A 12,769-nucleotide genomic window follows, 5' to 3' on the forward strand; every position below is an offset into this window, starting at 1 on the left:
AGATTACTAAACCAATAACAATCAGTCTGTTACTCAACTCTTACCATAGAAAAACACTATGAAAAAAACATAGTGTTTTTCTTTTTAATTTAATTCCAGTTGTTCTTTTAATAAGTCAGATACTCGGTTCATTTCTTCATCGGATACGACACCATAATAAATTCCATCAATCGTTGTGCCTGTTGCTGCAAGTTGTTCTTGTTGGATATTTCCAGCAGCTGAACGATAATTATTGAATAGTTTTACCATATCATCGAATTCAAGACTCGTTTGCATATTATTTTCTAATGATCCTAAAATATCTTGGTAATTTGAAATAGTGGATAGTGAAGCTACTTTTTCTACGGTTGCTTGGATTACTTGTCTTTGTCTTTCTTGACGACCATTGTCTCCCGTTGGATCGTCATAACGCATTCTAGAATAGGCTAAAGCAGCTTTCCCATCTAATGAGGCTGTGACACCTTCTGTGAAGTTATAGCCCTCAGAAGAAAAGGTTAACGGACTAGTTACTTGAACTCCACCGACTGCATTGACAACATCTTGCAATCCTTGCATGTTTACTTCAACGTAATGATCAATTGGAATATCCAGCATACTTTGAACGGTATTTACAGACATCGATGTCCCCCCGAATGCATAGGCATGGTTTATTTTATCAGTTGTTCCATGACCTACGATCTCAGTGCGTGTATCACGGGGTATACTGACAATCGTTGTAGTATCTGTATTTGGGTTCACGGTCAGGACCATCATTGTATCTGAACGCCCTTGTTCCGTTCTACCTAGATCTCCTGTATCTACACCTAGCAGTAAAATTGAGAACGGTTCTTTCTTATTAATATCAACTGAACTTTCACGAACTTCTTCTGTTTCAACATCTTTATAAATTTTATCAGTTGTTCCAGCTACATCGCTATAGATTTTCCAAATAAATAAACCTAGAGCAATAAATAGTGCCAATACAATAATCAGAAAAATTTTCAAACCTTTTTTATTCTTCTTTGGTCGTTTTCTTGGATTCCGCATTTCAGATCTTGATTGTGACATTTCTCCACCCTTTTCATCATTTTTATAAAATCATTTTGTATCTAATTGTTTTTACGGATTATTCTATCATAACTATAACAAGTTTAATTTTACCATATATTGAAGTTAATAAAACTTAATTCTTAAAAAAACGGATTTACCAAGAAAGAAAATAGAGAAAAAGTTTTATTCAAACTAAACTCCTTCTCTATTCTATGATTATTTATTTATAAATTTTGTTGAGGTACTACCAGGGGCTTTATTCCCCTTTTTGATTAATCTTATTTCAATAGCTTCCAAGCGTTTGGACTTACCTTCTGAACCGGAAGATTCGCCGTTCTTAGCCCAACCTAACCAACCGTAACTTTGTGCATGCACACGATAATAAACATCGTATTTCTCAGCCATTTCGCCAGTCAATTGGATTTGTATGGCTTCCAATCGTTTGGCTTTTCCTGAAGTACCACTTAAGGCACTATTGGTTGACCATCCTTGCCAGCCATAGCTCTGGACATGCGCTTTATATTGCACTCCTCCAGCATATGGCAGATTTTCTAATTTGATTTTGATTCCCTCTAGGCGTTTGGCTTTGCCGGATGTTCCAGCCACTGTTCCATCTTTAACCCATGATTGCCATCCAATGGATTGAACATGCGTCGTATAAGAAATGGTTGGGATTATTTCTTTTTTAACAAAAGCATTTGATTTTGATCCAGGGGCAGCAGCTCCTTTTTTAACGATCACAATTTCAATTGCTTCTAATCGACGACTAAAACCTTCTGTACCCGCTTCTTCGCCATTTTTAGCCCAGCCTAACCAGCCATTTTTTTCAGCATGGACGCGGTAGTAAATATCGTAGTTTTCTGCTTCTTTATCGGTTAATTTAATTTGAATAGCCTCAAGTCTCTTACTTTCTCCTTCTGTCCCACTGATTTCGCCATCTCCTACCCAATCCATCCACCCATTAGATTGAACATGTGTACGATACTGTATTGATTCCGGAAAAAGAGAGCCCAGTGATATATTTATACCTTCTAACCGCTTTGATTCACCTTGGGTTCCACTCATTTTTCCACTTGTGACAGGAGCCTGCCATCCATAACTTTGTACGTGTGTTGTATATGAAATAGCCGGTGATTTTGATTCTGTAACTGAAAAATCCCCTTTTGAAAGATCAATTAAGCTCTCACTATAAATTGATTTATTGTATATTCGAGTTGTATCATCAGAAGCTCTTTGTACAATAGAATCAATATAATAATCTCCTACTGTATATTCACTAGGAATTTTCATTTGACCTATATATCTTTCTTTTTCATCATTATATGAGGTAATAATAGTTTGCTCATTAACTTTCCCATTTTCATTTGCTAAAATAATATCAATTTGATTAATTATTTCATCATAACTATTTGGTTTCATGGATACTTCGAGAATATCACCAGATTCAAATTGATTTTTATTTATTGTTACTGAAGTCGGATCAAAATAAGATTTATAATTCATTACTTTAGATAACATAAATTTAGATTCATCAGACACTCCAAACAAGAGATGACCAATCCAATCGCCATTATCATCTACTAATTGTGATTTAATATCTTTTAACTTCCACTCCCCCTCTTCAAATCCATCATTAAGAGTATAAGTACCTTTATAATTTCCATTCGAGTCCCTAGGGATATTAAAATATTCAACATTTTGATATACTGAATTATCTTCATCAGGACCAACAAATCCAATTCTTAAGAACCTTTCTATATATCTGATTTGTCAAATTAAGCTATACAAACTATCTTCATCCATATAACTCATAAAAACTTCCAACGGTGTTTGGTAATTTAGTGACTTCCTTGGAATGTTATTTCGTTTGTGTGCAACAGATGATACGAAAGTCTGGTCAACTTCGTTGAAATCCATTTTTTTTGGCAATCCATCTTTTCGAAGAAGTCCATTAGAATTCTCATTTAAAGCTCGTTGTGAAGGCGTTCCAGGATCAGCGAAGTAAATAGCGACATCATGTTGGTTGCACAAAGATTTCCAGTTGGAAAACTCCTTTCCGCAATCAAACGTAATGGATTTGAATAAATTTTTTGGTATGGCTTGGAACCATTGATTCATGGCATTCTCAATGTCGCAGGCTTTACGCCCTTTGGGCTTTAAGGTAATGATAGCTTTTGATAAAATCTCTACTAGAGTAATAACCGCACTTTTGTGGTGAACACCTACAATGGTATCTCCTTCGATATGACCAAACTCTTCTTTAAATGTGGGATAGTCTATTATTCTTTCAGAGATATTTCGTTTATAAGCTTGTCTACCTCTACGTTCTTGATGTCCGTTAGGTTTTCTTTTCCCTTTCATCGGGAGTGTAACTTCATCGAATATTCTTTCTTTAAACTGCCTATAAAGTGTTCGTACGGAACAGTCTATTGTCATTTCTTTACGGCCAATAATGACATCCGGCGTCCAGCCCTCAGCTACTTTTCCCTTGATATAAAGCTGTTGTTCTTTTGGTAAATCAATTTTTTTGCGTCCACACTGTTTCTTGTTTTTTTTATACCGTAGGTAATGGTCGAAAGCTGTGTGTCCTGCTTTGAAGAACCTGATAACATTATTAATCGGTGTACGAGTACGATTCAAGTAAGTAGCTATTTTAGCAACTGGAACACCTTGGTGGTAATAAGCTTCTATCATCACTAGTTCATCCATGGTAATATGGGTATAGGTCATTCGTGATCACTCCTTGTTTTCTGTGGTTGGAAATACAATTAGAGTGTATCACGAATGGCTTTTTTATTTGTATAGCTTAATCTTACAATCGACGATATTTAAAATTTTTAATTGTAAAGCTGACTTCAAGACGGTGTTCATAGTCTAAAGATTTTGTTACTGAAACGCTCTCAGGAATCAACTCTGGTCCATGACTTCCGCTTACTTCAATAGAATGTTTTGAAAAATCTTCTCTCCAAAAATTTTCATCAGCGATTTTATCACTATATATAAGAGTTCTATTACTATTATTTTTATTCATAGCTAGAATTTCGTATAAATACATTTCACCGTTTATTATGTAATCTTTAATAACTATATAGCTTTCGAATTTTTTTGTTTCTTCATTATATTTTAGTTCTGTTTTTAAAATAGCCCCATTAGAATCTCTAAAAGATATATAAACATATCTCACATTTGATGGATCATTAATTTCTATATCTATGAGAACCTTATCGCCAGGTATTGCATTTTTTTGTGAAGTTGAAATACTGTCTAAATTTATTGTAGGACCATTATTATAAATATACCTTTTCTGCTCTATCGATTCAGAATTTTCTACTTTCACTTCTTCTGAAATAGCTTCTTGTGATATAGGTTCTTCTAAAAGCTGTTCTTTAACTTGTTCAGCAGCTACTGAACTTTCATTATTTGCTTCTAAATCTGTACTAGTATCTGCATATACCACCAGACCTCCTGTATTTGATAATAATAATGAACTTATTAATAGTATACCAACTATTTTTTTCACTCATCCCCACTCCTCTTTTTAAATTACTTAAATCTATACCAATTAAACTCTATGTTATTTTATATAAAATATAACGTGTTTTTTAAAATAAAGCAATTGTTCAATAAAATAGTTCTCTCAAATGTATCAATATTTTAAAGATTTATATGAAAGTTAAACCTGTAGAAACAAACAACTGAACAACAAAACAAGTTTATCTTCTCTTTATGATAGATAACTAAAATATATTCCGTCGATTGTAAGATTAAGCTATACAAATAAAAAAGCCATTCGTGATACACTCTAATTGTATTTCCAACCACAGAAAACAAGGAGTGATCACGAATGACCTATACCCATATTACCATGGATGAACTAGTGATGATAGAAGCTTATTACCACCAAGGTGTTCCAGTTGCTAAAATAGCTACTTACTTGAATCGTACTCGTACACCGATTAATAATGTTATCAGGTTCTTCAAAGCAGGACACACAGCTTTCGACCATTACCTACGGTATAAAAAAAACAAGAAACAGTGTGGACGCAAAAAAATTGATTTACCAAAAGAACAACAGCTTTATATCAAGGGAAAAGTAGCTGAGGGCTGGACGCCGGATGTCATTATTGGCCGTAAAGAAATGACAATAGACTGTTCCGTACGAACACTTTATAGGCAGTTTAAAGAAAGAATATTCGATGAAGTTACACTCCCGATGAAAGGGAAAAGAAAACCTAACGGACATCAAGAACGTAGAGGTAGAAAAGCTTATAAACGAAATATCTCTGAAAGAATAATAGACTATCCCACATTTAAAGAAGAGTTTGGTCATATCGAAGGAGATACCATTGTAGGTGTTCACCACAAAAGTGCGGTTATTACTCTAGTAGAGATTTTATCAAAAGCTATCATTACCTTAAAGCCCAAAGGGCGTAAAGCCTGCGACATTGAGAATGCCATGAATCAATGGTTCCAAGCCATACCAAAAAATTTATTCAAATCCATTACGTTTGATTGCGGAAAGGAGTTTTCCAACTGGAAATCTTTGTGCAACCAACATGATGTCGCTATTTACTTCGCTGATCCTGGAACGCCTTCACAACGAGCTTTAAATGAGAATTCTAATGGACTTCTTCGAAAAGATGGATTGCCAAAAAAAATGGATTTCAACGAAGTTGACCAGACTTTCGTATCATCTGTTGCACACAAACGAAATAACATTCCAAGGAAGTCACTAAATTACCAAACACCGTTGGAAGTTTTTATGAGTTATATGGATGAAGATAGTTTGTATAGCTTAATTTGACAAATCAGATTCTATAATAGAAAAATAAAAAAATGACGCTAATTCTCTAAAAAAGAAATAGTGTCATTTTTTATTATTAGTAGTTCTTGTTATTTTTCTAGCTATTCTGTTAATTCTAGCAGTTAAATTAATTGATTTATTTTATAAATGATTTTACCGTACTGACAGGTGCTTGTTCACTTTTTTTAACTAATTTAATTTCAACGCCTTCTAATCGTTTGGCCTTGCCTTCTGTACCGGAAGATTCGCCGTTCTTAGCCCAACCTAACCAACCGTAACTTTGCGCATGTACACGATAATAAACATCATATTTCTCAGCCATTTCACCTGTCAATTCGATTTGGATGGCTTCCAATCGCTTAGCTTTACCTGAAGTACCACTTAGTGCACCATTGGTTGACCAGCCTTGCCAACCATAGCTTTGGACATGTGTCTTATATTGTACTCCTCCAGCATAGGGTAGGTTTTCCAGTTTGATTTTGATTCCTTCTAGGCGTTTAGCTTTTCCAAATGTTCCAGCCATTGTTCCATCTTTAACCCATACTTGCCACCCAATGGATTGAACATGCGTTGTGTAAGAAACGGTTGGGGTTATTTCTTTTTTAACAAAAGCATCGGTTGTTGACTCAGGGGCAGTAGCTCCTTTTTCAACGATCACAATTTCAATTGCTTCTAATCGACGACCAAAACCTTCTGTTCCCGCTTCTTCCCCATTCTTAGCCCAGCCTAACCAGCCGTTTTTCTCAGCATGGACGCGGTAGTATATGTCATAATTATCCGCATCTGTACCAGTTAGCTTAAGTTTAATGGCTTCTAACCGTTTGGCTTCTCCTGAAGTTCCACTTAAAGTCCCATCAGAAACCCAATTCATCCAGCCGTATGATTGAACGTGGGTAGAATATTGAATACCTAAGTCTGCATTCCCTTTTATATCAATCTTGATAGCTTCCATTCGTTTACCTTTTCCTACTGTTCCGGATGATGTACCATCTGCTACTGGATCTAACCAACCGATAGATTGAACATGAGTAGAATAACTAATTGAAGTATTAGAAACCGTAATAAAGGCTTCAATTTTTTTATCTCCTGTTTTAGCCATAATTATTGCATTTCCAGATTGAAAACCGGCTATTTTACCTGTAGAATCCACGGTTGCTACAGCTGGGTTCGAACTTGTCCATGTTATCATTTTTGAGTCAGTCGTATCTAATGGATTGAAGACTATCTTTAATTGTTCACTACTATTTTTCTGCAAAACAACATTTTTCTTGTCAAACTGTATACTTAATAACGGTGATAAAACTTTTAATTCATGACTAACTGTTTTTGTACCAACAGTAGCTGAAATGTTTGTGACTCCACCTTTCAAAGCAGTAACAGTCCCTGTCGAATCTATTTTAACAACACTAGAATTCGAACTACTCCATATTATTGTTTTATCTTCCGTGGTATTTAAAGGATCATAATTAACTTTAAATACAGCTTTTTCATTTAAATTCATCGTTTTAATAGGTTCTTCAAGATCGATAGTGGCAAGTGGTATATTCACAGTAATTTTTGTTTTGATGAGTTTGTCTTGGACCATAGCTATGATATTTGTTGTTCCTTTTTCTACAGCTGTTACGTTCCCAAGTGAATCTACTTTAGCTATAGCTGGATCCTCACTACTCCAGTTTATAGTCTTGTCATCAGTTGTATTTACAGGATTATAAAGTATTTGAAGCGTTTCTGATTCTCCTTTATTTAGATTTGCTTCAATTTTATTAAAGGAGATATCAACCAGTGGATATTTTCTTACATCTTTTATTATAATATTATAATCATCGAATCCTAATTTATAAGCTTCTGCTAGGAAATCTGTATCAAAGTTTGCACTTACTGTTGGTGTTTTCTTATTCCAATATTCATATTGCGGGAAAGAAGGATCTGGATATTCTAGGTACCATTCAAATGCATCTTCGTTAAAATTAACCATCTTTAAAGTTAACTTGTCTGTAAGATTAAAACTTGATGAATTACCATCATATTCAAGTATTTTTTGTTCATTCGGTTTTGTAAGCAACCCTCCTGTTGAGTCTGTTACTTTTATGGAGAAATTAATTGTGGCTCGATCACCTGTGGTAGGATTATAATCATTTAATGTGCTCACGATGTAAACTCTCTCAAATTTACCTTCTCCTGAACTTCCTTTTTGATTGCCGTATTGATCAAGCACTACCCACTGAAAATCATTGAAAGATGATGGATTTGAAAGAGTGATGACAACACTTTCTCCATTTCTAAAATTAGCAATTTTTTTATCTCCAGAAAATGAAACATTCGTTTGTTGGGTGCTCACACTAAATGAAATTGCTTCTACTGTTGACCCTAAAAAATTAGTGAATGTCATACTTATCACAAACATAGAAACGAACGTAATTAAAACTAACAATGCATTTTTTTTATTTTTCATTATTATAAAGTTCCCTTCGTTAAAAAAAATCACAAGTTTTTTGTGTATATTTGGCGTTTAATATTAATAGTTTCTTCAATAAAAAATGAAATAAGTAGATTATCTAAAGTTCGTTGCTTTTACATCATAAATCATTGTAATATAGATTTTTAATCCTTATGTACGTTAAATTAATAGTCCTTCACACTATTATTTCCCCTATCCCCCCTTTATATGATAATTATAAAAAACACGTGCTATTATATCTTAATTAATTATATCACTCCACAAATTAAATACAATTTGTTTTAATATAATAAAAAAAGATTAGGGCGTGTCTGAAAACTGACTGCCATCCTGATTTTCGGTATAATAAAAGAAAACAGGAGTGATCATGATGAGTATTGAACGTTATGAGCTGACTGATGTGCAGTGGAATCAAATCAAAAATCTGTTTCCTGAATATCACACAGGTAGACCACCTAAAAGCAATCGTATAATGTTCAATGCTGTTTTATGGATTGCTAGAAGCGGTGCTGCTTGGCGAGATCTGCCAAAAGAACGTTACGGATCATGGAAAACGGTCTATAGCCGCTTTTGTTTATGGCGTGATACTGGTTTACTTGAATCCCTTTTTATTACGTTGAATTATGAAGCAGATTACGAAAACTTGAGTATCGATTCAACCGTTGTAACGGCGCATCAGCAGAGTGCCGGTGCAAAAAAAGGGGGCTAAATTCTGTCATCTCGCAACATATCGGTAAAAGCAGTGGTGGGCACACAACAAAAATACATGTCATCGTAGACGGATTAGGAAATCCATTATATTTTCAGCTATCAGGTGGAAATCTCCATGATAGTGTTCTCGCTATTGAAGTTCTTCAACACGTTGAAATACAAGGCAGTAATGTTATTGGCGATCGTGCATACGGTTCTTTAGACATTCGGACTTATGTGACGAATCACGATGCGACTTATACCATTCCACCAAAGAAAAATACAAAAGAACCTTGGACTGTTGATTGGTGGCTATATAAAGAACGTCATTTGGTGGAGTGTTTCTTTAATAAGTTAAAGCATTTCCGTCATATCGCGACACGTTATGATAAACTCGCAACGTCCTACTTAGCCTTTGTATATATAGCAGCTATTTTTCTCTTAACCAAATAGTTTTAAGACACAACCTAATTAAAATCTGCTGTAAAACATTATGCGTTTACAATTCATTTATGCTATCTAAAAATGTTATAGGGCTTCTTCCTAATTTAATTCCAAATGTTCTCTCAATAAGCTAGAAAATCTGTTCATTTATTCATCAAATACGGTGCCATAGTAAATTCCATCAATCATCATTGTCTTTCTTGACGACCGTTGTCTCCGTTTGGATTTTCATAACGTATCTCCTGTTGGAATTCACAGTGGCCTATATTACTAATCTTCAACTTACTAATACATTTATTATATTATACTAATGATGGAGACTCTATTTCCTTTAATAATCATAATGACCATCAAAAAAATAACCTCCAGAAGTTTTTTCTTCCAGAGATTATCTATTTAATCTATGTTGTATTTTCAGTACTTCGCTTCTAATCAATTTTCAAATCCGTTACTTAATGAAAGAATTACTTGTACTGCCTGGTGCCTTATCGCCTTTTTGGACTAGTTTAATTTGGATAGCTTCTAACCTTTTTGATTTCCCTTGGCTACCAGCTGAATTTCCATTTTTAGCCCATCCTAACCAACCATAAGATTGAGAATGAACACGATAGTAAACATCAAATTTTTCAGATAATTCATCTGTCAATTTAATTTGGATAGCTTCCAGACGTTTCGCTTTTCCAGTAGTCCCACTTAATGTTCCATCGTTGACCCACTTTTGCCATCCAATAGTTTGAATATGGGATTTATATTGGATACTACCAGAATATTTAGAATCACTTTTTGAAATTTTAATTGCTTCTAAACGTTTTTCTTGACCTGTTGTTCCACTTGTATTTCCACTTAGGACCTTTTTTTGCCACCCATTAGTTTGTACATGTGTAGCGTAGTTTACAATAGCAGGTTTTAATTTATAAGCATTATCTGAAGATCCTGGAGCACTAAAACCCTTAGGTAAAACTTTTATCTGGATAGCATTTATCTTTTTCCTATAATCAACTGTTCCGGAGATATTTCCATTTTTAGCCCATCCTAACCAACCATCTCCATCTATGTTTGCTCTGTAATAAACATCGAATCCTTTAGCTTGCTCCCCGGTAAGTTGAATTTTAACAGCTTCTAAACGCCTACTTTCTCCATTAGTACCACTAACAGCTCCATCATTCACCCAACTTGTCCATCCTTTATCTTGAATATGTGAAGAATACTTAATGCCTAAATTCTCGAAACCAGCTACATTGATTTTAATTGCTTCTAATCGTTTTTTATTGCTTGTAGAACCACTAGTAAGTCCATTTGATTTAGTTTTCAACCAACCTGAAGATTGAAAATGTGAATCATATGTTACATTTGGATAATTGTCATATTTAGCCAAATCATACGTCTCAATAAGGTCTGTTAATTTTTTTGCATATGTAGGATCTGTTGCGTATGAATATTTAGCCACTGGTTTAATTAGTCCCGCTGCTGCTTCTTTATAGCCATCAGCATTGGCTCTCCAAGTACCTGAATAATTATCTGGTTGGTAAGTCAACCCATTTTTCAATTTCTGAGCATAGTCTGTTAAAGATTCTAAAAAAGAAGGATACTTTCTGAAATTTTGATAAATAGTATACCATTCTTTTTCTTCACTCCATTCTTTTGTTGGCATCGAAATATATTTCCCGTCGTAAGATCCTTTTACTCCGAACAAATTATTATTAGGACTGCTGGCAAGTGAGCTTGTTCCCCATCCACTTTCCAAACTTGCTTGAGCAATCATGACCGAGGGGAAGAGGCCATACTTATTTGCTGCTTCAACAGCATATGGGGCAATTTTATTAATAAAAGTAGTTGTAGCTGGTACGGTCATCACTCTAGCAAACATTCTTATATTTTTGTTATTTTCTTTTTCCATTAATTCTGTAGCATCTTCTCGATTTTCATCTAAAGAAAAAATTTCCTCATCTGAAGAATCTGCTGAAACGACAGTACTTGATTTAGAAACACTTGAATTTTCTATTTCTTTTTCTGACTCGTTTAACTCTGAGGTAGCAGATATTTCCTGTTTACTAGGCATTTCTGTATCTATCTTTATTTCACTAGATTCATCTAATATTGTTTCCGAATCATTTGATTCTTTTAAATCTGTCTTTGGTTCACTTGATTCAACTGTTATAGGTTTAGACTCAATTGATTCTGCTATATCGGTCTTTGGCTCCACTGGATCAGCTGCTATTATTGCTTCTGACCCCTCAGTTTCTGTTGTACTTGAATCTACTTCACTTGACTCCTTTGTGTTGTTCTTAATTTCACTCAATTCTATCATACTCGACGAACTTTCACTCTCTATCGCAAAAATAATACCAGGTTCTAAGGTAGCAAATAATAAAATATTGGTTACTAAAATTACAAGAGCCTTACTAAAGCTCTTTTTTTTATTTTTCATTAATAGTCTCCTCTTTTATAAAAAATTAACAATATGACTAGTGTAACACAAAAAAAATGTCACAAAATCAACGATTTTGTGACATTTCAAATAAAGTAAGAGCTTCTTGCCAAGTCGGAATCTCAAATCCTGTTTCTTTTGCTTTACTTAAATCCATCACAGAATGTTTTGGTCTATTCGCTTTTTGTGGATATTCTGCAGACGTTACTGGAACAACGTCAACTTTTTTATCTTTCAAAATTTCTTTCGCGAATTCATACCATGAACAACTGCCTTCATTGGATAGATGGTAGATGCCATATTCCGCTTCTTTTTCAGTAAGGTAATAAACAAATTCAGCTAACGTACGAGTCCACGTTGGACGACCAATCTGGTCAGCTACGACTGTCAGTCTTGGATGTGTTTCAGCTAACTTCTGCATCGTAAACACGAAGTTTTTACCGAACTCACCGAACACCCATGATGTCCGAACAATATAGTGCTTCGAAACTAATTTTTGAACGATTTGTTCTCCAGCTAGTTTGGCACGGCCATACTCGCTTTGAGGATTGGTTGGATCTGTTTCTTTATACTCCCCTAAATTTGTTCCATCAAAAACGTAATCTGTACTAATATAGACAACTATTGCACTCACTTCTTCTGCAGCTTTTGCTACATTTTCAGTTCCACGGACATTCACGGCTTGATTCAGTTCTTTTCCTTCATCCTCTGCTGCATCAACAGCCGTATAAGCTGCACAATGATAAATAATGGTTGGTTTCAACTTTTTAATATAGTGATTCACGGCCTTTTCATCTGTGATATCGACTTCTTTTGACCCAACTGAAACATACGCTACTTCTTTTTCATCTAATAATTTTCTCAATTCAGAACCAAGTTGCCCTGTTCCTCCAGTAATTAAAGCGGTCATTGGTTA

The 12,769-nt window shown here is 34.6% G+C and carries 9 protein-coding genes; 2 read left to right on the forward strand and 7 right to left on the reverse strand.

All coding sequences use genetic code 11. The features are described 5' to 3' along the window. Nucleotides 1-84: 84 nt before the first annotated feature. The 4 genes from BR50_RS01315 to BR50_RS01330 all read right to left on the reverse strand — a co-directional run bounded on the left by BR50_RS01315 (nt 85) and on the right by BR50_RS01330 (nt 4,549). Complete coding sequence (locus BR50_RS01315) at nt 85-1,047, reverse strand: LCP family glycopolymer transferase (protein WP_081884463.1); 963 nt, start codon at nt 1,045-1,047, stop codon at nt 85-87. Between the two features lie 198 nt (nt 1,048-1,245). Next, the gene (locus tag BR50_RS01320; RefSeq protein ID WP_245792852.1) at nt 1,246-2,568 is read right to left on the reverse strand and encodes a hypothetical protein; all 1,323 of its coding nucleotides are present in this window, start codon (nt 2,566-2,568) and stop codon (nt 1,246-1,248) included. 231 nt (nt 2,569-2,799) lie between these two features. Then, complete coding sequence (locus BR50_RS01325) at nt 2,800-3,759, reverse strand: IS30 family transposase (protein ID WP_034545409.1); 960 nt, start codon at nt 3,757-3,759, stop codon at nt 2,800-2,802. 82 nt (nt 3,760-3,841) lie between these two features. Further along, a complete protein-coding gene (locus BR50_RS01330) occupies nt 3,842-4,549 on the reverse strand; it encodes a hypothetical protein (RefSeq protein WP_034545411.1) in 708 nt (235 codons plus the stop codon). Nucleotides 4,550-4,873: 324 nt separating this feature from the next. On the opposite strand from BR50_RS01330, the gene BR50_RS01335 reads away from it, so the two are divergent. Further along, complete coding sequence (locus BR50_RS01335; RefSeq protein WP_034545413.1) at nt 4,874-5,833, forward strand: IS30 family transposase; 960 nt, start codon at nt 4,874-4,876, stop codon at nt 5,831-5,833. A gap of 136 nt (nt 5,834-5,969) precedes the next feature. On the opposite strand, the gene BR50_RS12380 is transcribed toward BR50_RS01335, so the two are convergent. Further along, nucleotides 5,970-8,285: an Ig-like domain-containing protein gene (locus BR50_RS12380; RefSeq protein WP_051905702.1), complete on the reverse strand. Its 2,316-nt coding sequence runs from the start codon at nt 8,283-8,285 to the stop codon at nt 5,970-5,972. 373 nt (nt 8,286-8,658) lie between these two features. Here BR50_RS12380 and BR50_RS12520 point away from each other — a divergent pair. After that, a protein-coding gene (locus tag BR50_RS12520) for an IS5 family transposase (protein WP_143298334.1) occupies nt 8,659-9,434 on the forward strand; the annotation gives its coding sequence in 2 pieces (ribosomal slippage) (nt 8,659-8,998 and nt 8,998-9,434; 777 coding nt in all). 439 nt (nt 9,435-9,873) lie between these two features. Here BR50_RS12520 and BR50_RS12385 read toward each other — a convergent pair. Continuing rightward, a complete protein-coding gene (locus BR50_RS12385; protein WP_051905703.1) occupies nt 9,874-11,853 on the reverse strand; it encodes a glucosaminidase domain-containing protein in 1,980 nt (659 codons plus the stop codon). Nucleotides 11,854-11,920: 67 nt separating this feature from the next. Continuing rightward, a complete protein-coding gene (gene rfbD, locus BR50_RS01360; RefSeq protein WP_034545417.1) occupies nt 11,921-12,763 on the reverse strand; it encodes a dTDP-4-dehydrorhamnose reductase in 843 nt (280 codons plus the stop codon). Nucleotides 12,764-12,769: the final 6 nt, after the last annotated feature.

It is taken from the genome of Carnobacterium alterfunditum DSM 5972 (assembly GCF_000744115.1).
Classification (GTDB): Bacteria; Bacillota; Bacilli; order Lactobacillales; family Carnobacteriaceae; genus Carnobacterium_B; species Carnobacterium_B alterfunditum.